Origin of the sequence: Methanimicrococcus hongohii, assembly GCF_032594095.1 — an archaeon.
In the GTDB taxonomy this organism is placed as follows: domain Archaea; phylum Halobacteriota; class Methanosarcinia; order Methanosarcinales; family Methanosarcinaceae; genus Methanimicrococcus; species Methanimicrococcus hongohii.
Map to the genome: position 1 here is coordinate 1655055 of NZ_CP131059.1, position 22624 is coordinate 1677678.

27 protein-coding genes are annotated in these 22624 nt (G+C 40.2%); 9 read left to right on the top strand and 18 right to left on the bottom strand.

All coding sequences use genetic code 11. The features are described 5' to 3' along the window. Positions 1 to 39: 39 nt before the first annotated feature. From MmiHf6_RS07375 to MmiHf6_RS07390, 4 genes are all read right to left on the bottom strand, one after another. Complete coding sequence (locus MmiHf6_RS07375) at positions 40 to 972, bottom strand: Abi family protein (RefSeq protein WP_316557153.1); 933 nt, start codon at positions 970 to 972, stop codon at positions 40 to 42. Positions 973 to 1123: 151 nt separating this feature from the next. Next, positions 1124 to 1435: a YbjQ family protein gene (locus MmiHf6_RS07380; protein WP_316557154.1), complete on the bottom strand. Its 312-nt coding sequence runs from the start codon at positions 1433 to 1435 to the stop codon at positions 1124 to 1126. A gap of 20 nt (positions 1436 to 1455) precedes the next feature. Further along, on the bottom strand, positions 1456 to 2361 hold the full coding sequence (locus MmiHf6_RS07385) for an Abi family protein (RefSeq protein WP_316558658.1): 906 nt from the start codon (positions 2359 to 2361) through the stop codon (positions 1456 to 1458). A 252-nt stretch (positions 2362 to 2613) separates the two neighbouring features. After that, positions 2614 to 3369, bottom strand: coding sequence for a ribonuclease H-like domain-containing protein (locus MmiHf6_RS07390; protein ID WP_316557155.1), 756 nt, complete (start codon positions 3367 to 3369; stop codon positions 2614 to 2616). 545 nt (positions 3370 to 3914) lie between these two features. Here MmiHf6_RS07390 and MmiHf6_RS07395 point away from each other — a divergent pair. Continuing rightward, positions 3915 to 4082 carry a hypothetical protein gene (locus MmiHf6_RS07395; RefSeq protein WP_316557156.1) on the top strand — a complete coding sequence of 56 codons (168 nt, stop codon included), beginning with the start codon at positions 3915 to 3917 and terminating at the stop codon, positions 4080 to 4082. 202 nt (positions 4083 to 4284) lie between these two features. Here MmiHf6_RS07395 and nudC read toward each other — a convergent pair whose 3' ends face one another. The 5 genes from nudC to MmiHf6_RS07420 form a co-directional block, all read right to left on the bottom strand. Further along, positions 4285 to 5184: an NAD(+) diphosphatase gene (gene nudC, locus MmiHf6_RS07400; protein WP_316557157.1), complete on the bottom strand. Its 900-nt coding sequence runs from the start codon at positions 5182 to 5184 to the stop codon at positions 4285 to 4287. A 174-nt stretch (positions 5185 to 5358) separates the two neighbouring features. Continuing rightward, positions 5359 to 5925 (bottom strand): DUF531 domain-containing protein, encoded by a 567-nt coding sequence (locus MmiHf6_RS07405; protein ID WP_316557158.1) that lies wholly within the window; start codon positions 5923 to 5925, stop codon positions 5359 to 5361. A gap of 57 nt (positions 5926 to 5982) precedes the next feature. Further along, positions 5983 to 6477, bottom strand: a complete 495-nt coding sequence (locus tag MmiHf6_RS07410) for a GNAT family N-acetyltransferase (protein WP_316557159.1) — start codon at positions 6475 to 6477, stop codon at positions 5983 to 5985. A gap of 32 nt (positions 6478 to 6509) precedes the next feature. After that, a complete protein-coding gene (gene larE, locus MmiHf6_RS07415; protein ID WP_316557160.1) occupies positions 6510 to 7427 on the bottom strand; it encodes an ATP-dependent sacrificial sulfur transferase LarE in 918 nt (305 codons plus the stop codon). A gap of 14 nt (positions 7428 to 7441) precedes the next feature. Further along, positions 7442 to 8236 (bottom strand): methyltransferase domain-containing protein, encoded by a 795-nt coding sequence (locus tag MmiHf6_RS07420; protein ID WP_316557161.1) that lies wholly within the window; start codon positions 8234 to 8236, stop codon positions 7442 to 7444. Between the two features lie 348 nt (positions 8237 to 8584). Between MmiHf6_RS07420 and MmiHf6_RS07425 the strand changes: the two genes are divergently transcribed. The 3 genes from MmiHf6_RS07425 (at position 8585) to MmiHf6_RS07435 (ending at position 10979) form a co-directional block, all read left to right on the top strand. Next, positions 8585 to 9079 (top strand): 3-isopropylmalate dehydratase small subunit, encoded by a 495-nt coding sequence (locus MmiHf6_RS07425; RefSeq protein ID WP_316557162.1) that lies wholly within the window; start codon positions 8585 to 8587, stop codon positions 9077 to 9079. Between the two features lie 314 nt (positions 9080 to 9393). Beyond that, a complete protein-coding gene (locus MmiHf6_RS07430; protein ID WP_316557163.1) occupies positions 9394 to 10530 on the top strand; it encodes an isocitrate/isopropylmalate dehydrogenase family protein in 1137 nt (378 codons plus the stop codon). An 83-nt stretch (positions 10531 to 10613) separates the two neighbouring features. Further along, positions 10614 to 10979 (top strand): hypothetical protein, encoded by a 366-nt coding sequence (locus tag MmiHf6_RS07435; RefSeq protein WP_316557164.1) that lies wholly within the window; start codon positions 10614 to 10616, stop codon positions 10977 to 10979. Positions 10980 to 11012: 33 nt separating this feature from the next. Here the strand turns inward: MmiHf6_RS07435 and MmiHf6_RS07440 are convergent, their stop codons facing one another. Both MmiHf6_RS07440 and argB read right to left on the bottom strand, forming a co-directional pair. Then, entirely contained in the window at positions 11013 to 11177 is a 165-nt protein-coding gene (locus tag MmiHf6_RS07440) for a hypothetical protein (RefSeq protein WP_316557165.1), read from the bottom strand. 118 nt (positions 11178 to 11295) lie between these two features. Continuing rightward, on the bottom strand, positions 11296 to 12198 hold the full coding sequence (gene argB, locus MmiHf6_RS07445) for an acetylglutamate kinase (RefSeq protein ID WP_316557166.1): 903 nt from the start codon (positions 12196 to 12198) through the stop codon (positions 11296 to 11298). A 492-nt stretch (positions 12199 to 12690) separates the two neighbouring features. Between argB and MmiHf6_RS07450 the strand changes: the two genes are divergently transcribed. Next, complete coding sequence (locus MmiHf6_RS07450; protein ID WP_316557167.1) at positions 12691 to 12981, top strand: non-histone chromosomal MC1 family protein; 291 nt, start codon at positions 12691 to 12693, stop codon at positions 12979 to 12981. Positions 12982 to 13041: 60 nt separating this feature from the next. On the opposite strand, the gene MmiHf6_RS07455 is transcribed toward MmiHf6_RS07450, so the two are convergent. The 4 genes from MmiHf6_RS07455 to gatC all read right to left on the bottom strand — a co-directional run bounded on the left by MmiHf6_RS07455 (position 13042) and on the right by gatC (position 16973). After that, on the bottom strand, positions 13042 to 13506 hold the full coding sequence (locus MmiHf6_RS07455) for a hypothetical protein (RefSeq protein WP_316557168.1): 465 nt from the start codon (positions 13504 to 13506) through the stop codon (positions 13042 to 13044). Positions 13507 to 13846: 340 nt separating this feature from the next. Next, positions 13847 to 15292, bottom strand: coding sequence for an Asp-tRNA(Asn)/Glu-tRNA(Gln) amidotransferase subunit GatB (gatB, locus tag MmiHf6_RS07460; RefSeq protein WP_316557169.1), 1446 nt, complete (start codon positions 15290 to 15292; stop codon positions 13847 to 13849). Beyond that, positions 15292 to 16665, bottom strand: coding sequence for an amidase family protein (locus MmiHf6_RS07465; protein ID WP_316557170.1), 1374 nt, complete (start codon positions 16663 to 16665; stop codon positions 15292 to 15294). Before MmiHf6_RS07465 ends, gatB begins: the two co-directional genes overlap by 1 nt. A 26-nt stretch (positions 16666 to 16691) precedes the next feature. Beyond that, positions 16692 to 16973: an Asp-tRNA(Asn)/Glu-tRNA(Gln) amidotransferase subunit GatC gene (gene gatC, locus MmiHf6_RS07470; RefSeq protein WP_316557171.1), complete on the bottom strand. Its 282-nt coding sequence runs from the start codon at positions 16971 to 16973 to the stop codon at positions 16692 to 16694. 322 nt (positions 16974 to 17295) lie between these two features. Here gatC and MmiHf6_RS07475 point away from each other — a divergent pair, with 322 nt between their 5' ends. Continuing rightward, positions 17296 to 18741 carry a methanogenesis marker 14 protein gene (locus MmiHf6_RS07475; RefSeq protein ID WP_316557172.1) on the top strand — a complete coding sequence of 482 codons (1446 nt, stop codon included), beginning with the start codon at positions 17296 to 17298 and terminating at the stop codon, positions 18739 to 18741. Between the two features lie 194 nt (positions 18742 to 18935). Here the strand turns inward: MmiHf6_RS07475 and MmiHf6_RS07480 are convergent, their stop codons facing one another. Further along, the gene (locus MmiHf6_RS07480; protein WP_316557173.1) at positions 18936 to 19250 is read right to left on the bottom strand and encodes a DUF2098 domain-containing protein; all 315 of its coding nucleotides are present in this window, start codon (positions 19248 to 19250) and stop codon (positions 18936 to 18938) included. 100 nt (positions 19251 to 19350) lie between these two features. Here MmiHf6_RS07480 and MmiHf6_RS07485 point away from each other — a divergent pair, with 100 nt between their 5' ends. Further along, on the top strand, positions 19351 to 19569 hold the full coding sequence (locus MmiHf6_RS07485) for a hypothetical protein (RefSeq protein WP_316557174.1): 219 nt from the start codon (positions 19351 to 19353) through the stop codon (positions 19567 to 19569). Positions 19570 to 19700: 131 nt separating this feature from the next. Here the strand turns inward: MmiHf6_RS07485 and mptA are convergent, their stop codons facing one another. Together mptA and proC are read right to left on the bottom strand one after the other, a co-directional pair. Continuing rightward, positions 19701 to 20654: a GTP cyclohydrolase MptA gene (gene mptA, locus MmiHf6_RS07490; protein ID WP_316557175.1), complete on the bottom strand. Its 954-nt coding sequence runs from the start codon at positions 20652 to 20654 to the stop codon at positions 19701 to 19703. Between the two features lie 97 nt (positions 20655 to 20751). Beyond that, on the bottom strand, positions 20752 to 21534 hold the full coding sequence (gene proC, locus MmiHf6_RS07495) for a pyrroline-5-carboxylate reductase (RefSeq protein WP_316557176.1): 783 nt from the start codon (positions 21532 to 21534) through the stop codon (positions 20752 to 20754). Between the two features lie 508 nt (positions 21535 to 22042). Here proC and MmiHf6_RS07500 point away from each other — a divergent pair. Further along, on the top strand, positions 22043 to 22213 hold the full coding sequence (locus tag MmiHf6_RS07500; RefSeq protein ID WP_316557177.1) for a hypothetical protein: 171 nt from the start codon (positions 22043 to 22045) through the stop codon (positions 22211 to 22213). A 125-nt stretch (positions 22214 to 22338) separates the two neighbouring features. After that, a complete protein-coding gene (locus MmiHf6_RS07505; RefSeq protein WP_316557178.1) occupies positions 22339 to 22569 on the top strand; it encodes a hypothetical protein in 231 nt (76 codons plus the stop codon). Positions 22570 to 22624: the final 55 nt, after the last annotated feature.

The window sequence follows — 22624 nt, forward strand, 5'->3', positions numbered from 1 at the left end:
CGTTTTTTAAAAAAATTTAATTGATAAGTTGTAAACTTTTTATTGCCAAAACATTTCTTTATCCCATCCGTTTGGGAATCCCATAGCATCTAAATCAATTGACGGATATTTTAACAATAAGTTTTTGAGCTTTATTTTAAAATCATTTTGCGGCTCTATTATATTTAATAAATATTGAATGCAGCAAATCGGTACATATATTTTATTTTGATTTGCGGGTATAATCATTATAAATTGATTTTTCATTTCATTTAAATTTATAAAATTTACAGGAATCGATTTATTCCAAAGTCTTCCATGATGTGCACATATATTTCGAACAATACTGATTCCATGTATCCAACTGCTGAAAAGAATGCTTTTATTTAATCCAAATGTTTTTGCAATATCAATTTTGCCTTTTTTTGTATCATTCAAATTCTTATATAATGATGAAAGCTGACCCATGCTCATTATTTCAAAGCACATCCATGATGCAGGAATTTGCGGCGAGGTGTATTTCTTTTGATAATGTTTCAAAAAGTCTTCTCTTTTTGGATCAATGCTGTTAATTAATTTATTCAAAAACATAATATGATGGGGATAATCTTTGAATAATTCAAAATCAAGATGCCAATGGCTGTTATAATTTTGAGCATATTCATTCATAATTACAGTTCTGAATGCAATTTCTATTTTTCTGATTTCAGTTAAAAGAAGTAATCTTAATTCATTATCAAAAGAATATAAGTTAAATACTTCTTCAAAATCAACGGACGGTTTAAACAAATGAGCCGGTTTGCTCCGATCTTGAAATATATATGTATAACCGCTGAATCTGTAATAACTGTTAAAACATAAAAACTCTTCTGCAATTGTTTTATCTTTAAAAACCATCCCTCTCTTTTCTAATTTTTTTATTTGGTCGGGGATTGTAAAAGCAGGCTTACTGTATCTCATATTTTTACCATAAAAAGTAGATGAATCTGCCAAGGTTTTCTTGACAGATTCTGTTATGACCTAGCAAGCATCGTGGAGTGGCTTACTAGATTCTATTAACAATCACTATTTTCTAAAAATATTTATAAGTTTTGAATTGAAATATTTAGAAAGCTTGATATGTGAAAACTTTTTTTTAAAAAATTCACTTAAACTTCACAGCCGTCCCGTATGCAAAAACTTCGGAAGCGCCTTGCATAATGGAAGAAGTCGAAAACCGAACATTTACAATTGCGTCGGCGCCGAGTTTTTCGGCATCCTCAATCATTCTCTGAACAGCGGTTTCGCGTGACTGATTCATTAAATCGGTGTAAGCTTTGAGTTCGCCGCCGACCATATTTCTGAGTCCTTGGGTTATATCGCGGCCGATATTTTTGGCTTGGATGGTTGCGCCTTTAACGAGACCAAGCGTTTCAAGTTCTTTTCCGCTGATGTAATCGGTTGTTACAATAATCATTTTTTCACCTTTTTGTTTCTTTATGTTTCCCAAAATAATTCTTCTTCCCAATTGACCGGAAATCCCATGGATTTAATATCAACGGACGGATATTTTGCAAGTAATTCTTTTAATTGAATCTTAAATTCATTTTCCGAATCTGCCGTATTCAGCACGTATTGAATACAACATAAGACTGCATAAATCTTATTCGTATAGATTTTTTTGTTTTTAATAAATAAATTATGTGTATTTAACGGAATTTTAATTCTCGGAGATATTGTCCTGTTCCATAATCTGCTGTGATGAGCACAAATATTTCGAATATTACTCAAACAATGTATCCAATTCTCAAGGATATGGGTTGCAGGAAGCCCGAAATAAGTTGCAATCGCTTTTTTACACGGGTCAGTTGAATTCAAATTTGAAAATAAATTTGATAAATGACCGAATGTAATTGCTTCCAAACTCGACCAACACGGAGGTTCTGACGGGTTAGTATATGTTTTGTAATAATATTTGATTGACCCTTCACTGCTTTTTTGAGTTTCAGAACATATTTTTTTGATTGTCGACTTGTGCTTTTCTTTATCTTTAAAATGTATCGAATTTAAATGCCAATGACTGTCTTGGTGGCCTAGAGCATATTGATAAATTATTTGGGCACGTAAACTGAGTTCGATTTTTTCAATTGCTTTCAATATTAATAACCGTAGTTCGCTGTCAAAATAGTATAATTCTAAAATCATTTCAAAATGAATTTGCCGGATAAAAGGCTGAGTCGGGTTTTCATTTTCTTGAAATGGAAATGTATATCCTCGAAATCTATAGTAATTATTGTTATAAAAAAAGTGTTCTGCAGCCTCCTCATCTTTAATAATCAAACCTCTTGTTTTTAACAATGAAATTTGATCGCAAACAGATAGGGGTGATTTTATGTACTGCATTTTGACCAAAAAGATTCAAATTATTGAAAATATCAATTAACCACTGATAATGTTTCAAAAATTAAATGTGGATGACCCGCCGAGTGTGCATCGCTGAGAGGCCCGGCAGGTACTGTTAGACCTTACATAACCTGCAAAGTATATATATGTTTTCATTTACCAATGCTTCTCTATCTGTTTTTTAATATCTATTTGTTTTTAATATTTTTATGTTAACACTCAGTTTCTTCAAATCTGATTCATTTTTCCCGATTATTTTTCTTTACATTTACAATTCTGAATCAAACTCGGATACACCTTTTCAATAATTGTCTCCAAATTGACAATATCTTCGCGGTTATATTCCAAAAGCGTATCCAAAGCCGCTTCATCGCCGCGTTTGTAACGGTGCCACAGCCGAACCGCTTCCCAGCCGTCTACGTCTTTGATATTGTCGCCTCTGACAATTCCCATTTCACGCTCGATCTTTTTGAGACCGCCGCTGTAGCCGATACGTTTGAGCGGATACATCAAATCAATATGAAGCTGATTATATTCAATCTCCGGGAAAACGTGTTTGATAAACGGCAGATCAAAGCGAGCGCCGTTAAACGTGATCAGCATTTTATATTTCGGAAGCTCGTCAACGATGTCATCCAAGTCAATGCCTTGAACGTATGTTTTCGCTTCTTTTCCGTTGTAAATCCCGACAACGGTAATCGTATCCCGACCGGGAGCAAGCCCTGTTGTTTCAATGTCAACGAAAGCAACATCTTTGCAAAATTCGGAATAAGCGCGCCAATGTTCCGCAGACGGCAGGTTTTGGGCGAAATAGCAGTGATCTTTTTCTTTCAAATGAGCCGTTGAATCATCAATTCCGGTTTCAACCGCTTTCTTTTTTGCTTGAGAGATCGGCAGGTCGGCCATTTTTTCAACGGCTTCGTCCCACGAATTAATTCCGAAATCCCAAATGTTTTTTTCCACACCTTTGCCGATTCCGGTCATGTGGATGTAAGAGTTTCTGAGCATAATCGAATCAATAGTTTTCAATTCTTTAAAGTTTTATTGACGATTTAAACAGAATAAACAGAATTTAAATTTTGGAAATTTTTCAATTCATTTTTCCGCTTGCTGCCACGGCCGCCGCGCGCGAGCTGCACGAATTTTAAAAATAACCAAAAAGAAGATGCATTTTTTAAAAATAAAAATGAGATGAAAAAAAATCTGCCTTTCTTAATTAGATCAGATTGAAACTTTGAAACTTTGAAAACTTTGTAAAAACTGTTCCAAAAGCAAACACAGGCGCAACATTTCGTTTGGGCCGCTTGCATTCCTTTAAGCCGCATGCACTTTATTTTCGTTCCGCCAGTGCCGGATTTTTTGTAAAAACAAGTTTTGTCGGAATGTCAATTGATTGCATTTTCAATCAAAAAATGAATGAAGCAAGCTATATATAGATTCAAAACCGATTAAATATTGCAATAAATCAATGAAATTTATTGTATTATCTTTAAATCAGTGATGAAAAATCTCAAAAGAATATGGGACATTTTATCTCAAAAGGATATGAGAGTATGCAGTCAATGCAGAACATCAGTACAAAAGAAACTGTAAATAAAACTACAATCGAAAAAGCGTCTTTCGGCGCGCCCGGCACAATCAATCAAACAAAAATCACAATCGCAAGATTATTCATGCTCGCTTCGATATTCGGGCTGGCATGGCTTGTCACAGCGCTTTGACGCTTATAATGTGTTTTTTCGGAATAACGAGGAAATTCAAACGAATTTCTTATCTCGTTTTTTCTTTTTTGTTCTGTTTTTAATCATTTTTTAATGACTTGTTTTTAATAATTTATTTCTAATAATCTGTTTTCGTTAGCTGTGAACATTTTCCTGACGCCGCGAAAATGGCCCTGATGTCGTTTTCAATCTGTCTTAACCATCATTCTATTTTTCCCGTTCGGAAAGCTTCAATCATATCTCCTGTCAAACTCATTACCGAGTCAGGCGCAGGAATTTCATTTCGGGAAACCCATATCGCTTCCGATAATTCATTTTCATCCAAATGAATGGTTTTATCTCCGTCCAAATCCGCGAAAAATCCGGCAAGCAAGGATTCGGAAAATGCCCACGGCTGACTTTTGTAATATGTTATATTTTTAACACGAATCCCGACTTCTTCCATCATTTCGCGGCGAACGGTTTCTTCTAAAGTTTCACCGATTTCAACAAAGCCTGCAACAAGCGCGTAATTTTTGTATCCGGATTCAGCTGCTCCGACATTTTTCACCAAAAGAAGTTCTTCATCGTCTCTGACGCCGACAATCACCACAGGCGCAATTTTCGGATATTCGACGAAATCACAGCGAGGACAATAAAGCGCGCGCTCGTCTTCTTCATGTTTCATTTTTTTCCCGCAGCAGCTGCAGAACTGATGTGTTTTGTACCATTTCGAGAGATGAAATGCGGTTGCGCAGGCAAAATCCAAAACTTCCGGTTCGGAGCCGAGAACGTTTCGAAGTCTTTGAAGTTTCATGTCTTCAATTTTTCCTGCTATAATTTCTGTTTCCAAATTTACAAGAAAACAGGATTTTTCGTCAATTGAAAAAATGTATCTTGCGTCATCTTTAATTTTCGGGAATATTTTCAAGAAATCATCAAATTTCGGAATCTTAAGACTTGGAATTTTAAGACTTGATTTGTCGGATTTATCAGCTTCATCTAAAACGCCGTTTTTCAGATATACGAAATCATTCCAAAAAATGAGTACAAAATCAGAATCTTCCGGCTTTTTGTTTTGATATTCATTTCGAATCGTATGCGGTTTTATGTCTTGAAGCATGATTTTTCCGACCTGATTTTTGATGATTCTTTTATTTCAATATTATTCCAATTCAACATTATTTCAAATTTCAACATATTTCAAATTTCAACATTATTTCAATTTCAACATTATTTCAAGTTTCAACATTATTTCAATTTCAACATTATTTCAATTTCAACATTATTTCAAATTTCAATATTTCTCATAATCCGATTCCGATTTTTTCTGTCTCTGTTCCAGCGCAAAAGTCAAAGCATTGATTTGTGTCGGAATCGCGCCGATTGCCGTGCATGTTTCTAATGAAATGCCTTTCGTCGTAATATCCAAATGATATTCGGCGCGTTCAAAAAGATCTTTGGGAAGACCTTTCCTGCCAAGGCCGACCAAAAACATATACGATTTTTTGCGCATATTCCCGGCGGCGACATCAAGCGGCGTCAGCACTTTTTGCGGATACGGTTTGGAAGTTGTCGTCACGACCGAGCCGAAATGCGCGGGAAAACCTTTCGGCGGAAGGTCTGAGACAAACAAATGGTGTTCTTTATTGAGCAAATCCAAATATTTTCCGGATTCACCGATTGTGGTTTTATCCATTACGAATTCGACGAGTTCATCCTTGTCCATTTTGAACGGAAAGTCAAAAAGCGCGAGAGAAAAGCCGTAAGCGTAGCAGATCGGTGCCGCTCTTGCAATTGCGCGGTAGTGCGCGTCTACGATTTTGATTTTGTCATACATATTGACGATTCCCATTGTCAGCATAATTGTTCCTCTCGATGTTTGTTTTATTATTTCGATTCCGTTGATTGAATCTCGTTTTTAAATTTCTTTGGTAAGCACTGTTTGAGAACATATTTCAATCTTATCGCATTGGACGCATTCATTCCAATATTTTGTTTTTTCAATATCGGCTTTTTCAAATCCTTCGTGAATGAAAAAATTCGGTGCCGTCGTCCTCGTCAAAACAATTCTTGAAATCTTTTCATCTTTCGAAATTGATTCGTTTGAAATCAATTCTTTAATTTCCGATAAAAGTCTGTCTAAAAGAAGTTTGCCGTATCCTTTTCCTTTGTAAGACGGCATCACGGCGATCGTATGAATCTCATAAAACCAAAAGTTCTCTTTTTGAGATTTCAATTTTTCAAAAACGGCGCAGCCGATTACTTTCCTGTTCATTTCGGCAACAAAAAAACGGTTATGGGGAATGTCATCACGATCTAAAAAATAAGTCGATAAAATGATTTCAATTGCCGTCGCATCCGTTTTTTCGGCGAGGCGTATGATGACATTTTTATCTTCTTTCTTCTCAGTCACTTTGCCACCCATTCAATTATTACTCAACATGTTCAAATATCCATGCTTCCGCTTCTGAATCCTTCCAAATCGGCGGTCACGTAGGAAAAGCCGTTTTGTTTCAAAAATGAAATCATATCGCTGACTGCTTTTTGATTTTTTTTGTCAAAGAAAAACTTCCCTTCATCGGCTCCGACTTCAATTCTGGCGATATTTCTGCCGGCAGAATCCGTATGAACGCGGATTCGGATTTGTTTTGCGCCGATTTCTTTCGTCATTTTTTCGGCGGCGTCAATCGTTTTCAAAAGAGCCGGATCTAATTTAGTTTCATATGAAAATCGCGTTGCCAAACAGGACATTGAAGGTTTATTCGCGGTTGATATTTTCTTTCGTTTCAGCATTTCTCGAACGTCTTCTTTTGTAATTTCAAAATCTAAAAGCGGCGTTATCAAAATCGGTCCGCTGTAATTTGCTTTGCTTAATTTGCTTTGAATTTCTTTTTGCTCTAAAATGAATGAAAAACCGGGGCGTGGAACTGTTCCGGCATCGCTCATTAATTTATCCGAAAAGTTTGTTCCTTCAAGAACGGCTTCATAATCGTTTTCAGCCGCGTATTCCATAAGCGTTGTCAGCAATTCCTTTTTACAAGCGTAGCAGCGGTCTTTTTGATTGTTTTCGATTTCGGGAATGTTTAACATTTTTTTTCCGATAATCAAATGACTGATTCCGATTTCATCGGCAACAGAACGCGCATTTTCAATTTCAGCATCTGAGATGAGTTCTGTTTTTACCGTGACGGCAAGGATAATTGAGTCAGTGTCGGCAGCGTGTTCGGCGGCAGCCGCGCCGGCAGCGGCAAGGAGCGAGCTGTCCGCGCCGCCCGAGAAAGCGATCAATATTTTTTTATGATTTTTAAAGAAAGTTTCCAATGCTTTTTCCTTGTCCTTGATTGTCATTTTCATGCTTGTCATTTTCATATCGTCTCTTATGATTTATTTTCAGAAATCTCATCGGATTTCACCGTGAAAAACAATCTCGGAAATTTCAAAATTATTGCTCCGTCTATTTGTTTTGAATAATATTCATCCAATTGATTACAAATTTCTTTTTCAAACAGTTCGGCTTTTTCAAGTGTCAGCTGCTCCAAATACGGTCGCAGTCCCGTTCCTCTGTACCATTCCATAATGTTTTCACAAGAATCCATCCTGTGATAATAAACCGTCTCCCACATCGTGAAATCTGATGAGATTTCGGAAAACAAATCGTAATATTGTTCGGCTTCAAGCGTATGGAAAAACCGTTTGACCGCGAATTCGTTTCCCCATTCGGGCGATGCAAGCAAGTCGGGCATGATTTTTTGATACATCGGCATTTTATCTGTCAGCGGCACCTGAACGGCAAGCATTCCGCCGGGATTGAGAAGAGACAGCATTTTTACCATCAGCTCTTTGTGATTCGGAATCCATTGTATCGCGGCGCTGGATAAAACAATGTCATACCCGCTGCCGGTTTTTTCCAATTCTTCTCCGGCATCGGCGATTAAAAAATCAATGTCAGGATTATCTGTTTTTGCAGTTTCGATCATCTCGGGGGATTTGTCGATTCCCAGAACGTACGCTTCGGGATATTTGTCTTTTATGAGCCGCGTGCTGTTTCCCGGGCCGCATCCGATGTCTAATATTCTTTTCGGATTTTTTAAGGTCAATCGATTGATCAAATCGACGGCGGGCTGTGTACGCTCTTTTTCAAATTTCAAATACTGTTTGGCATCCCATTTCATTTTCAGAATCTCATCTTGTTTGATTTTATTTTGTTTTGATTTTATTTTGAATGATTTTTTTTGTTTGATTTTATTTTGTTTGATTTTTTTTTGTTTGATTTTTTTTGTTTGATTTTTTTTGTTTGATTTTTTTGTTTGATTTTTTTGTTTGATTTTATTTAACTCATCTTTTGAATGATTTTTCATGATTTTCAATGAATAAACAATGGAAATCAGTTATATTTATGGCTTATTTTGAGTTATTTATGAATTTTGATTTTTCGGTTTGCCGAAATCCGACGGAAGATTAATAAACAATCTGGTTTTTCCAAAGAATGTATTAAAACTGAATTCATTGAAGTGAATATCATGGAAAATAAATCTTATAAGGGAAAGGCCTTCAAATTCGGCGACGACGTTGACACCGACGCTGTTATTCCGGGCACCTACCTGATTCTTAACACGCCGGAGGAATTGTCGCACTACACCTTCTGCGGCGTCCGCCCTGACTTCGTGAAGCAGGTTCAGCCGGGCGACATTGTCGTCGGCGGCAGCAACTTCGGATGCGGTTCCTCACGCGAACACGCGCCGCTCGCGCTCATCGGCTCTCAAGTCAGCTGTGTCATTGCGAAATCATTCGCACGCATTTTTTACCGCAATTCCATTAATGTCGGTTTACCGCTCGTCGAGTGTGCGGAAACGGACCGCATCAGCGACGGCGACATTTTAGAAGTCGACCTCGGCGCGGGAATTGTTAAAAACTTAACTAAAAACGAAGAATACAAAACCGTGCCGTTCCCGGACTTTTTATTACAGATTGTAGATGACGGCGGGTTAATTAAGCACACGCAAAAAAATCTGTAATTTGCGCGGGCGTCGGAATTTATTTGAAATTCAATCCAATCGCAGTTGAATTTCGTTTTCTTTCATTTTTATATGATTTTTATTTTAAAATCATTTTATTCCTTTCGAATTTACAATAATTTAAAAATTGTAATATATCTAAAATTGTAAAATTTGTAAATTATAAAATCCAAGTAAAACAAATTAAAACAAAACAAACTAAAACACAAAACAAATTAAAACACAACAAAACAAAACGATTCAAAAATAAACCAATATAATTCAAAAATAAAACAAAATGATTCAAAAATAAACCAATACAGGAGAACATAAAAATGACTCAATACAAAGTGCCGGTCATCGGCGGTGACGGAATCGGTCCCGAAATCGTTCGGGAAGGACAAAAAGTGCTTGACGCTGCCGGAGAAGTTTTCGGCTTTGACGTTGACTGGATCGAATTCCCGCACGGTGCCGACCATTATTTGGAAACGGGCGAATTGGTGTCGGATGAAACAATCAAAGAGCTCGGCGGCTACAAAGCCATTTACCTCGGCGCGCTCGGCGACCCGAGACTTCAGCCCGGCATTTTGGAAAAAGGCATTCTTCTCAAGCTCCGCTTCGCTTTTGACGAATACATCAATCTCCGCCCGATCAAATTGCTCGAAGGCGTTGAAACCCCTCTGAAAGGCAAAACCGCCAAAGACATCGACTTTGTTGTCGTCCGCGAAAACACGGAAGACTTCTACATCGGAATCGGCGGACGCGCAAAGAAAGGGCAGAAAAAAGATTTGCTTGAAGTGCAGCGCGATCTTTATTCCGCGAAATTCGGGCTTGATATCGAAACCGACAGCGAAGAAATCGCTTATCAGATCGGCATGATTTCAAAAGAAGGCACGAAGCGCGTGATGGAATATTCCTACGATTTGGCGGCAAAGCGCAACAACCATTTGTCTTCCGTTGACAAAGCAAATGTTTTGTCCGACATTTACGGTTTCTGGAGAGAAACATTTGAAGAAGTCGGCAAAAATTATCCCAAAGTCGAAACCGATTTCAATTACGTCGATGCCGTTACGATGTGGTTTGTTAAAAATCCGGAATTCTTTGACGTCGTCGTCACACCGAATATGTTCGGCGACATCATCACCGACCTCGGCGCGATGATTCAGGGCGGCCTCGGCCTTGCGCCCGGCGGCAACATCAATCCGAACGGCACAAGCATGTTTGAACCGATTCACGGTTCTGCTCCGAAATACAAAGGCATGGACCGCGCCAATCCGCTCGCGACAATCTGGGCCGGCGCGCTTTTGATTGAAACGCTCGGCGAAAAAGAAGCGGCGGATACAATCGTTAAAGCCATTGAGAAAAACATTCTTGAAAAGAAAGTCAATACGGTTGACATGGGCGGCAGCGCCAAATGTTCTGAAGTCGGAACCGACATTGCAAGACTTGTCAAAGAACTCGGTCAAAATTGAATCGAGTTCAAAATTTAATTTTTTAATTTTTAATTTTTAATTTTTAATTTTTAATTTTTAATTTTTTAATCGCGAGTGATTTAATGGAAACTTTCTCTCAATTATCAGATGCGGACAAATTGATTTTATCCGGAAAAATTGCCGAAGTCAAAGCGGCAAAAGAGCAAAAAGAAAAAGCGGAAGCATATGAAAAAGAGAAAAAGGAAGAACTTCTTCAAATTTTTAAATCACTCGGATTGACTTCTTATTCGGCGCACGATACGTTTGTCAGATATTTTGAAAGCGCTTCTTATTTGAAATTGAATTCGGCCAAATTGAAAAAAGAAATTCCCGAAATTTTCACGGCATATTCAGCGCCGGCTGAAAGAAAAGAATATTTGACGGTCCGCATTAAAGATAATGAAAACAGCGATGCCAAGTTTATTGAAAAATATTATACGGAAGAATGAGTTGTTTTCCTTCCTTCTTGTTTAAAATAAAAATTAGGATTCTTTCTTTTGAGAATCAGTTTTGGTAGCATACTTCACATCTATTTTTTTCATTAATGTGAATATTTCAAATCGTTTGGGTATGTTGGCGGGTATTTTTTCTTCAGGTATTTTGAATAATTTGTATTTATTTTCAAATTTATTATTCAGATATTCCATTAAAAATCCTCCAAAGGTCATGAGATTTAATTTAAAATCTCATTTCTGCAACACTGTGTAATGTTTTTTCAACTATTTATAAGATGTCATTTTGAAAAAATCGGAATGTATATATCATTCATTCCTCTTCATCAAAAATCATCGTGCCGACACCGGTATCGGTGAAAAGCTCAAGCAATAACGAATGAGGCGTGCTGCCGTTGATGATATGAACGCTTTCAACACCGCTTCGAACAGCGACTTCCGCGCCTTTGATTTTCGGAATCATTCCGCCTGTGATGACTTCCTCTTTGACAAGATCATCGATTTCGGAAAGCTTGATTTTTGAAATGCGGCTTTCTTTATCGTTTACATCGCGCAGAACGCCGGAAATGTCGGTCATCATGATGAGTTTTTTGGCGCCGAGCGCGGCTGCGATGTCGCCCGCAACTGTGTCTGCATTGATGTTGAGCATGTGGCCGTTTTTATCAACGGCGACGGGGGAGATGACCGGAATATAATTGTTTTCCATCATCATTTTTAACAGGCGCGGGTTGATGATTTCGGTTTCGCCGACCCATCCGATGTCAACATCTTCTTCGTTGCCGTCGACGATGACTTTTTGATTTTTCTTTTTAGCGGCGACAATTAAATTTGCATCTATTCCGTTTAAACCGACGCCTTTTCCGCCGTGTTTGTTGATCAGGGAGACCATTTTTGTATTGATGTTGCCGACCAAAACCATCATCGCGATTTCAAGCGTATCGTCATCGGTGACGCGGAGTCCGCCGATGAATTTCGGCTGCTTTCCCATTTTTTCCATTTTTTCATTGATTTCGGGACCGCCGCCGTGAATCACAATCGGGTTGATGCCGACATAATGAAGCAAAACAATGTCCTGAATGATTTTTTCCATGATCGCTGTGTCTTTTTCGGCGTTCAGCATCGCGTTGCCGCCGACTTTTATCACCATTGTCGATTCTGAAAAATCACGAATGTAAGGCAGTGATTCGATCAAAACATCTTCAAATTTAAGTGCCATTTTGTTCCCTGCGAAATTTTATATTTTTAAAAATTTTATATTTTTGTTCTATTTATGTGCCCTAATGTATTTGACATATTAAACGTTTTGATATTTCTTAAAATATGTGTTTATATGTGTTTTAATGTGTCTTAAATTTTTTAGAAATTATCGACAATTCACGAAACGGCTCTTTTACAATCGTTCTTTTTTCATGAATGTCTCTTCGTATTGTTTTTTAAAATCTATTTTTTGCTTTACTTTGCTTCCTCTTGAAATCAATAAATCTTCTCAGCCTTTCTGTTTTTCAAAAAACGATTTCGGAAGGCATTGCAAATCGCGGATTTTTGAAATATATTCGGTACTTATGTATAAAATTAGCTTGGCTTTGAAATGCTCATTATTTTTTCGTCAAAACACTATACATCGAATCATTCTTTTCAATAAAGTATTTATATGAGCTTCTACAATTGGTTCTTAGCAATATCGTATAGTATTGCAAAGGTGATTAAGATGGCAGAAACAAGAAACTTTGTTTTAAGAGACAAAAATGGTAACGAATCCGGTGTCTTTACCGGCAAACAGCCCAGACAGGCAGCCTTGAAGGTCGCAAACCGCGGTGCAGGCTCAAAGAAAAAGCCCGAGACAATCATGCTCAGAGAAAGAGGAACCAAGAAAGTCCACGTTTTCAAAGCATGGAAAGAAATCGTCGACGCACCCAAGAACAGACCGGCATGGATGCCCGCAAAAATCAACAAACCCTTTGTTGAGAAAGTCAAGATCGAAAAGATCGACGAAATTTAATTTTAACATTTGTTATTTTTATCTTATCGGCAAAGCATTCAATGCTTTGTCATAAGTTTTTTAACGCTTTGTCGTTAATCTTTTTTCTCTTTTCACACATTTTTTTAATGAATTGATTTTTTTGATATTTGCCGCTTCGATTCTGAAATCAAATGCATGGTCACGGTTTTGTTGAAATATGAAATAAAACTGCGGGACGAATTTTAAATATTTTATGAAAAATGAAGCAGTTCGCGCGCGGCGGGCGGCAGTGCAGACGGCAACTGCAGCGGCAACAGAAACAGTAAGGTCGCGGCGGCACGTTCGCGAAGCGAACGGATTATGATTAAAATGAGCAGATGCACGCGGAAGCAGAGACCGCCTCGCAGCAGCAACATTTAAAGACAGTTGCAGACGAGCAGGCTCGGCCGGAAGCTGACAGCAGCTAAAGACAGTTACAGACTTGCAGGCTTGGCAGGCACCGAAAACAGCTAAAAAAGAAAATTGTTTTTGATTTCTCGTTTCGTACGGGAAAGAATCCGCCAAGTCTCGTTTCCTCCGCTTACGCTTCGGAAACTTAACTTGCGGTGGCGGTTTTTAAAATTTCATTTACTTTTTCTAATTGAAACATCATTTTTCTTCAATCTAAAAAAAGAGTTGAACGCCTGTTTTTAATTCAAATATTCATTTATTTAGGATTTTATCGGGCGTTCAGGTTCATAGATTTTGAAAATTGGATGTTTGGGTTTATCCAAAAATGAAATAAAAAATGAGGGTCAGGTTTGAAAACCAAAATAAAAATGATGCAGCTCGCGCGGCGGCGGCGCCCAAAAAAGAGAATTGAATCGGAATTGAATCCGATTCTTTACATTTCACATATTTGAATTTACATTTTTTCAAGTTCTTTTAAAACCATTTCGCGCGCCAGTCTCGCATCCGCTTTTCCTTTGGCTTTCTGCATGACTTTTCCGACGATAAAGTTAAGCGCTTTTTCCGTTCCCGCTTTGTAGTCGGCAACAGCATCAGGGCTTTCCGCGATGGCTTCTTTGGCAGCTGTCGCGATGAAATCATCGGCAACCATTGCCAAACCTTTCGCTTTCACAATGTCAGCCGGCTTGCCGCCTTCATCAAGAAGCGTACGAATCACAATAACACCGCTTTCTTCACTGATTTCTTTCTTTGAAACCATTTCAATCACGGCAAGAATATCATCGGCACTGATTGACGTGACAGGCATATCGCGGTAGTTGAGTTCGCCCTTTACGATGTCAGCCGTCCAGGATGCGGCGAGTTTCGCGTCCGCCTTTGCGGCAACACTTTCAAACAAGTCTGCAAAAGCGCGCTCCGTCACCAAACTCTTGGCGTGCGCATCGGAAATGCCGTAATCTCTCACAAAGCGTTCACGTTTGGCGTCGGGCAGTTCCGGCATCGTTGCGCGAATCCCGTCAACGCGGTCGCCGACAATCATCGGCACCAAATCAAAGTCGGGGAAATAACGGTAATCGTCTGCCGTCTCCTTTGCACGAAGACTGATCGTGACGTTTCTGTCTTCATCATAGTGACGGGTTTCCTGAATCAAGGGCTTGTTTTTCCTGAGAAAATCCTTCTGGCGCATGATTTCATAATTGATCGCCTTCTCAACCGCTTTGTGCGAAGAAATATTTTTCACTTCAACACGCGTTCCTTCAATCTTTTTGCCGTTGAAAATATTCACAGAAATATTTGCGTCCGCCTTCATCGCGCCTTCGCGAGAGCCGTCAAAGACATCCAAATATTCCAAAATACTTCGAAGCTTATCCAAGAAACGGCGGGCTTCTTTAGCCGATCTCATATCCGGATCTGACACAATTTCAACGAGCGGCATACCCGATCTGTTAAAGTCGATAATACTGCCGGTGGATTTGTCAATTGATCCGAAGTGCGCCATTTTACCGGGGTCGTCTTCCATGTGAGCGCGTCTGATGCGGACTTTTAATTCGCCGTCTTCGCCTTCAATCACGATATAGCCGTCTTTGACGATCGGCTTGTCAAACTGAGTGACCTGATAACCGTTGCCGAGGTCGGGATAGAAATAACTCTTCATGAAGAAATCGTTTTCATTTTCGATTTCGGCATTGAGCGCAAGACCGATTTTAATCGCGTAATCAACGGACTTTTCATTCAAAACAGGCGTCGTTCCGGGAAGCGCCAAACAGCCCGGGCAAAGGCAAGTGTTTGCGCCTTCATCCGTATAATTCGATGTGCAGCTGCAGAACATTTTCGTGTTCGCCTTGTTAAGCTGAACGTGAACTTCCAAACCGACCATGACACCGTCGGGGTTTTCGTAAACCATTATTTCGCCTCCGGGAATTTTACAAAATCAGTCGCCTTTTCAAACGCCTCGGCCGCCGCAATCACATTCGCGTCTTTTAAGTAACCGCCGACAATTTGAAGACTTGTAGGCAAATCACCGACAAAACCGCAGGGAACGGCTGCCGCAGGAAGCCCCGCCAAGTCGACACCTGCAATCGCTGCCGAATAAGCGCTGAATTCTTCATCGCATCCGCCGCTGCAAGCGCCGTCGATAACAGGCGCAACGTCCTTTGTCGTCGGTGAAATCAAAAGGTCGTATTCTTTGAAAACAGATTCAAATTCATCAATGATGAGCGTTCTTGTCTGCATGGATTTCATGTAATAATCGTTGTACTGCGCTGCCATGAGCAGGCGAATGCCGAGCATGATTCTGCGGCGGACGACCGGACCGAACAGCGCTCTTGTGCCGGCGATCATTTCGTGCCAATTGTCCGCTTCAACGCGCGGGCCGAATCGAGTGCCGTCGTACTTGGCAAGCATTGCGGAACTCTCGCCCGCTGCAATAATATCGTGAACGGCTTGCATGTATTTTGCCGTTTTCAATGAAAACTTTTGGCAAGTCGCGCCGAGTTTTTCAAAAGTCGAAACGGCTTCTTCAAATGTTTTCATCACGTCGGCGCTCACGCCTTCTAAAAATTCTTCGGGGATTCCGATTTTAAATCCGTCAAGCGGTTTGTCGCCGGATTTGATTTTTTCCGTATAATTGATTTTATCGGGAAGAGAAGTCGTGTCGCGCTTGTCGTTTCCGGAAAGAATTTCCGTGACGGTGACGACATCGGAAATACTTGCTGCTGTCACGCCGATCTGGTCAAGCGATCCTGTATAGTAAATCAAACCGAATCTTGAAATCGCGCCGTAGCTGGGTTTAAACGCAGTTGTTCCGCAAAAAGACGCGGAGACGCGCAGGAGGCCGCCCGCATCGGAGCAAACGGCTGCCGGAACGATGCCTGCCGCAATGGCCGCTGCCGATCCGCTCGGGCCGCCTTTCCGGTTTTGGTCGTGCGGATTTTTGACGGGGCCGATTGTGCTTGCCGCGCCGAGAATTCCGAATTCAGTCATGTTGGTTTTGCCGACAATAACGGCACCCGCTTTTTCTAAATCTTCCGCGGCTTTGCCGGAAAACGGCGGAACGTAGCCTTTCATAATTTTAGAAGCGCATGTCGTTTCGATGTCTTTGGTTGAAATGTTGTCGGAAAGCGCAATCGGGACGCCCGCAAGCGGACCTGTTCCCGCGGATTTGGCGCCTTCGCAAACTGTCATAAAAATGCCCGAATTGTCTTTTTTGATCTTATCAAGACTTTCGGCTGCGGCTTTATCATCTGCCGCTTTAAATGCTGCAATATCTTTTGTCATATTTTCCCTCTGTATTTTTGCGGTATTTACAAGATTTTCGGGATCTTGAAGGATGTTTCATAGACCTCCGGCGCGTTTTTGAGGGCGTCTTCAACACTCATGGAGGGGACGACGACATCTTTTCGAAGAACCGTGTTCAATCGGGACGGGTTGACAGTCTTTTTAACGCCGTCGACGGATGCGTCCGCGATGACGGCATAATAATCTAATTTTTTATTGATTTTGTCTTGATACTCGGGAATGTCTTTGTCTTCAACGGCAATTCGAGCGACCCAAGCAAGTTCTTTCGTTTCATCTTTTTGAATCATTGATTTACCCCTCATGCGATTATTTTAAATTCACACGGGTTTTGAGCGTGTTTTATGATATTAAAGTTTTATGATATTGAAAATTGTATCAGTTATTGAATAAAAAATTATCTGTATGCATAAATTATTGTCACGATTATTAATAGAATTAATAAATCGGGAAATTTCCGACTTTTGGATTATTTATTAAATAATTTTTAAATCAATCCAAATTAATTTTTAATTTAATTTAATTTAATTTAATTTTTAAATTAATCTCACTTCAAACAGAATATATTATAAAGCATAAAGATTTTTTCAAACGAAACCGGAAATGAATACTATGTCCGCGGAACATGAATTTGCAGGAAGCCGATTTCTCGGGAAAAAATTCAATATGAATCGATTGAATATTACTGATTCTTCTTTCATAGTGGCATCTGTCGAAGCGGGCAATACGACAACAAAATGCATCTTGACGTCAACGGATTTGAAAACGGGAATCACTGAAGTTATCGGAAAACACGTTCGTTTGACGCGTGAAATTCAAAAACCAACAAATGAATCAAATGTTTTCGGAAAAACGCTCGGCGGAACAGCGCTGACAAAAGAAACGCTGGCCGAACTCGTCAGAGATACGATTCGTCAGTCGCTTTTTGAAAAAAATCTGACGGTCGATGACGTTCATTTTGTCGTTCGCTCAACAGGCGTGACAACAGCTTCGGGCGAGCAATTGGAAATGATTATTTTAGCGCTTGCGGAAGGCTGTTTAATGGTCGGTTTCCCGCCGCGGAAAATGACCGGTTATTTGAGTCTTGACAATCTGCCGGATAAATTGAAGTCTTATTCTTATTTGGATAATGTTTATTTCGACGGCGCCGTTGCGGGTGTTCGTCCGCCGGCGGGTCCGGGCGAAGGAATCGTTTCGAATGAAATGGAAGGCGAACTCGCGCTTGCCGGCGTTAAAGAAGCCGGAAAACACAGCGGAACCGACCTTCGAAATCCGTGTATTGCAATTGATATGGGAACGACGCTTTCCGGAAGAATCGCGGACGGCAGCCGACCGTATGCCAAAACGATTGCAAATTTCTGCGGCTACGCGGGCGCCGTTGCCGATGCGCTGGTTCAGAATATTGATTCGAATAAAAAAAGCATTTATGAATTTATTCTGCCGAATAATGAATCGGAAAATGAGAGAGGCGAATATGTTTTCTCTGAATCAATTTTGAAAGAAATTGAAAGCGCAAAAATTGAGATTATGAAATCCGTTCACGTGACAAGAGTTCCGGACGGCAGAGACTGTTTCGGCCCGTTTCCCGTAAATATGGCGGCGGCAAAAGAAGCGGATTTGATTCTTTTCGGCTGCGATGTCGGCGAAAACGGCTCGGATTTTGAAAAGATTTCAGTCATCGGAAATCAAATTTATGAAATCGGCGGAATAAATGCAGTTTCATTTCTTGCGGATGAAATGATGTCTGAGATTGCGGTTTTGCTGATCGAATGCATTCGAAATGAAGGTCTTTTGGTTGAAGAAGATTTGATCGGAATTACAGGGCGCGCCGGCACAACGGGGCGAAAAAAGGAATTGATTCTTCAAAAATTAAAGGAACGAAACATAATTACAGCGCCTGAGACGAAATTGATTTTTGCCGAAGACGGGCTTGCGCGCGGGGCGGCGGTGATGGCGCGCTGTATGAATTCTTTGGGATGTCCGAGCAATCCGATCGGCGGCAGACGCGGCGGCAAATGCATTATGAAAGAGCGTCATGAATTGCAGAATATGAAATGAAATAGTGATTGGTTTTTGATTTGTTTTTAAAATACGTCTGTCCGTTTTGATTCTTTTTTAAATTCGATTCCATTTTCTGATTATTTTTTAAAATTTGTGCGGCTCGCGCGGGCGGCAGCGACTGCGTTAAAATTCACGAATAATTGAAATGAGTTTGATTAAAAAATAAAATGTGACAGTGGAATAATTTGAAATTATCCTGCGCCGCCGGGCGCGTCGCGGCTTTCAACATTTTGAAGAGATTCGATGGCTTCTTCGCGCATACGGATTTTTTCTTCAATATCCGATTCCAAATCTCTGCGCTTGGCTTTCTCTTTCACGATTTCGTCCGTGAGTTCCAAAAGTTCGATTTTGTAATAGAGCTCGGTAGAATCCAAAAATGCCCAAATGCCTTCGTCGTCTTCCATAATTTCAGTAATTTCGCCGACGGTTCCCGTGTTGATGTATTTGACATAATCGCCGACTTTCATTTCACGGCCGCGGATATCAGAAACTTTGAGCTCTGCCATATTTTAATTGAATGTGTCAAAGGATTAAAAGTTTTTGTAAAAAATTGTTCGCGCCGCCTGCGGCGGCGCTCACAATTTTTCATAGGCGGGGGGGAGGGAGGTGTTTATTAAAAATTGTTTCGCAATTTTTCAGGCTTCGCCGGTTTGCAGTTGGAGTGTGGTGTTTGTTTGCAGTTGGAGGGTGGTGTTTGTTTGCAGTTGGAGGGTGGTGTTTGTTTGCAGTTGGAGGGAGGTGTTTGTTTGCAGTTGGAGGGAGGTGTTTATGAAAAATCGCGAAGCGATTTTTTTCGCCACTTTTTGGCTTCGCCCGCGCGCGTAACAGCTCCGCTTTTCAAAAATCAATCAAACTGACAATTCGTTTTTACAAAAAATTAATTCAAACAGACTGTCTCGTTTTTAAAACAAAATCAAAAATGAACAAACAAAAAATAAAAAGAAACGGATGACAATTCACCCGTTATTAATTTCCGAACGAATGTCGCCGATTTTGGCAACGCGCTCGGCAAAAGCATTGTGTTTATGAATGCTTTCTTCATTGATTTGCTTGATCGTGATAATCGCGTCATCGGGGAGCTGCGGGAATGTGTCAACAACCTTTTTCGCCATCGTTCGAACGCAGTCTTCAACGAATTTCGGATTTTGATGGGCTTCTTCAACGACTCTTTTTTCGTCGGCGCGCTTCAGAATTTCGTAAACGTTGGAGCTCATGGACGCTTCGATAATTTCAATGATATTTTCAAGGCGAACGCCTGTCGTATCCAAAGTTTGAATCGAAATAATGCCGCGGCCGCGCTGGTTGTGCGTTGCCATCGGAATATCTTTGAAGAATTCGGCGATTTTTTCATCCGCGAGGCCGAGTTCCTTGAGCTTGTTTTCGGCTTCTTCCTGCATCATCGACTGAGCGCAGGGGCATGCCGTCATTCCCATAACCTCGGCGCCGATAAGTTTTTTGATCTGAACCGCATTTGTGCCTTCCGTTCTTTCGGCAACGGCGTCGGCGAAAATGTCAACAAATTGCTGGCAGTCAACGCCTGTTGCGGGCGATTTTCGGCGGATCATGTATTCGCTTTTCATGCGAACTTCCGCGCGGGAAGCATATTCGTGGCGACCGATCAAATTTTCGGCAATATCGCCGCACAAATTCTCAATTTCATAAACGGGGGATTGAGAAATGTTGGTTAAAATTTCTTCAATCGCTTCAAAATTTCGGGACAAGTTGGCGCCTTTTCTGTCAGACGGCAAGTCAACAAAAATATCAAAAGACGACATCAGAATAATCGGTCTTTTGTTTTCCCTTTTGATTTCAATCAGTTTTTTGACATCGGTTACGCCGACGCGCGTCAGATTAATCGGAACGGCCGGGCGATTTGCCTGAACATCCGGAAGAATCGGGCATTGTGACATTTTTAGTTTACCTCAATTGTTTTTATTTAATAGTTGTAATATCGCTAACAAATCCTTGTTGATATAAAAATGATATGTCGCCGTGAAATGTTTTAATTCATTTCTTCACGGAAGCGTCAACCGCGCGAATCAAAGCGGCTCTGATGCCGTCTTTTTCAAGCGACTCAACGCCTTGAATTGTCAGTCCGCCGGGAGAGCAGACCGCATCTTTCATTTCTCCCGGATGCTGCCCCGTCTCAAGCTGCATTTTTCCCGTGCCGGCAAGCGCCTGACTCGCGAGCCTGAGCGCTGCATCCCGCGGCAGACCGTGCAGAACGCCGCCGTCGGCAATCGCTTCAATGATCATCGCAAAAAAAGCAGGCGTACAGCCGCCGATCGTTCCGCCGATTCCCATCAAATCCGCGGGAAGAATTTGAACGATTCCGATTGCGGAAAACATTTTTTCAACCGTTTCAAATTCGTCATCGGTCAAAGAATGGTTTTGTTCAAAAATCGAAATGCCTTCGCCGATTTGAACCGGCGTGTTCGGCATAATATAAAGATGGCGTGTGCTTGAATCCAAGAGTTTTTCATAATAATCAAAGTCACGGCCGGCGGCAACCGACAGCAAAACTTTGTTTTTCAAAAGGTCTTTTACCGGCGAAATAACTTCTTCAATCAAATCCGGTTTGACGGCAGCAACAATAATGTCAGCGTCCGCAATCATTTTTTCAACATCCTGATATGGAATAATTCTCGTTTCTTCGGCAAAACTTTTCAATTTATTCTGTGACGGCGCATACGCCGAAATGTCGTCAGGAAGCACAGCTTCTTTTAAAATCAATCCTTTGACGATGGCTTTTGCCATATTTCCCATGCCGATGAATCCGATTCGAGTCATTTTTGTTCCCGGTTTGCTGATGAAAGTTTAAGAAATGTTATAAAAATTAAAAAAGTTAAAAAAAGTTAAAAGAAAATTATGATAAAAATTTGATAATCATATAAAAATTACATCTTTTATTGCCGGTCAGCCGCCGCGCGCGAGCTGCATCATTTTTATTTTATTTTCAAATCCGATTTCGTTTTTATTTCATTTTTGGGTGAAACCTAAACATCCGATTTTCAAAATCGTTGAACCTGAACGCCCGATAAAACCCTAAATAAATGTTTAATCTTTGAAAAAAAGAAGGCGTTCTGTTTTTGAATTATTTTGATAAAGACGATGTTTCAATTGAGTTTTGATTGAATGAAATTTCAAAAACCGCCCTCGCAATTTGAGTTCCGGGCGGCGCGAAGCGGCGAACCGGACTTGAAACGCAGTTTCAAGTTTCCGGAGCGCAGCGGAGGAAACGAGACTTGACGGATTCTTCCCATACAAAACAAAAACTCTAAAATCGCCGGTTTTTTAGTTGCTGTTACGGCTCCTGCAAGGCATTTTCTTGCAACTGTCTTTTAATGTTACTGCGTTCTCGCGGCTTGTAATTGTTTGCACTGCCGCCGCGCGCGAACTGCTCCGTTTTTCATCTTATTTTCAATTTCGTCCCGCGCTTTTGTTTTATTATTTCTGCCATTCTTTTTAATCGGTATCTTTCTAAAAAATATAAATTTATTTTTTCATTCTAATTTATTCTTTCAGTAAAGTTTAATACTGTTAAAACCATCCTCGCTATCAATGAATACGAAAAACAAAATCAAAAATAAATTGTTGGTTCTGCTCTCCGGTCTTTTCCTTACTTTTATTTTACTCTGCGGTATCGCTCTCGGCGCCGAGGATTTTTTATTGACAGCTTTCGCCGATGATTTTTCTGCCGTAACTGATGCCGGTTCTCAAGTCTATTTAGTTTTGCTGATCTTTTTGAGCGCGGTAGCTGTTTATGTTTATTATGTTTGGAGAGATTATGAAAAAGACGCGGATTTCCTGATTCGGAAATCCTGATAAAAATTTAAAAAATAAATAAATTAATTAAAAAATAACAAAATTAATTAAAAAA

Coding starts and splice junctions, on each gene's coding strand:
- MmiHf6_RS07380 (WP_316557154.1), bottom strand. CDS start 1,435: ATGATTATTGTAACAACCGATTACATCAGCGGAAAAGAACTTGAAACG.
- MmiHf6_RS07385 (WP_316558658.1), bottom strand. CDS start 2,361: ATGCAGTACATAAAATCACCCCTATCTGTTTGCGATCAAATTTCATTG.
- MmiHf6_RS07390 (WP_316557155.1), bottom strand. CDS start 3,369: ATGCTCAGAAACTCTTACATCCACATGACCGGAATCGGCAAAGGTGTG.
- MmiHf6_RS07395 (WP_316557156.1), top strand. CDS start 3,915: ATGCAGTCAATGCAGAACATCAGTACAAAAGAAACTGTAAATAAAACT.
- nudC (WP_316557157.1), bottom strand. CDS start 5,184: ATGCTTCAAGACATAAAACCGCATACGATTCGAAATGAATATCAAAAC.
- MmiHf6_RS07405 (WP_316557158.1), bottom strand. CDS start 5,925: ATGCTGACAATGGGAATCGTCAATATGTATGACAAAATCAAAATCGTA.
- larE (WP_316557160.1), bottom strand. CDS start 7,427: ATGACAAGCATGAAAATGACAATCAAGGACAAGGAAAAAGCATTGGAA.
- MmiHf6_RS07420 (WP_316557161.1), bottom strand. CDS start 8,236: ATGAAATGGGATGCCAAACAGTATTTGAAATTTGAAAAAGAGCGTACA.
- MmiHf6_RS07425 (WP_316557162.1), top strand. CDS start 8,585: ATGGAAAATAAATCTTATAAGGGAAAGGCCTTCAAATTCGGCGACGAC.
- MmiHf6_RS07430 (WP_316557163.1), top strand. CDS start 9,394: ATGACTCAATACAAAGTGCCGGTCATCGGCGGTGACGGAATCGGTCCC.
- MmiHf6_RS07435 (WP_316557164.1), top strand. CDS start 10,614: ATGGAAACTTTCTCTCAATTATCAGATGCGGACAAATTGATTTTATCC.
- MmiHf6_RS07440 (WP_316557165.1), bottom strand. CDS start 11,177: ATGGAATATCTGAATAATAAATTTGAAAATAAATACAAATTATTCAAA.
- argB (WP_316557166.1), bottom strand. CDS start 12,198: ATGGCACTTAAATTTGAAGATGTTTTGATCGAATCACTGCCTTACATT.
- MmiHf6_RS07450 (WP_316557167.1), top strand. CDS start 12,691: ATGGCAGAAACAAGAAACTTTGTTTTAAGAGACAAAAATGGTAACGAA.
- gatB (WP_316557169.1), bottom strand. CDS start 15,292: ATGGTTTACGAAAACCCCGACGGTGTCATGGTCGGTTTGGAAGTTCAC.
- MmiHf6_RS07465 (WP_316557170.1), bottom strand. CDS start 16,665: ATGACAAAAGATATTGCAGCATTTAAAGCGGCAGATGATAAAGCCGCA.
- gatC (WP_316557171.1), bottom strand. CDS start 16,973: ATGATTCAAAAAGATGAAACGAAAGAACTTGCTTGGGTCGCTCGAATT.
- MmiHf6_RS07475 (WP_316557172.1), top strand. CDS start 17,296: ATGTCCGCGGAACATGAATTTGCAGGAAGCCGATTTCTCGGGAAAAAA.
- MmiHf6_RS07480 (WP_316557173.1), bottom strand. CDS start 19,250: ATGGCAGAGCTCAAAGTTTCTGATATCCGCGGCCGTGAAATGAAAGTC.
- mptA (WP_316557175.1), bottom strand. CDS start 20,654: ATGTCACAATGCCCGATTCTTCCGGATGTTCAGGCAAATCGCCCGGCC.
- proC (WP_316557176.1), bottom strand. CDS start 21,534: ATGACTCGAATCGGATTCATCGGCATGGGAAATATGGCAAAAGCCATC.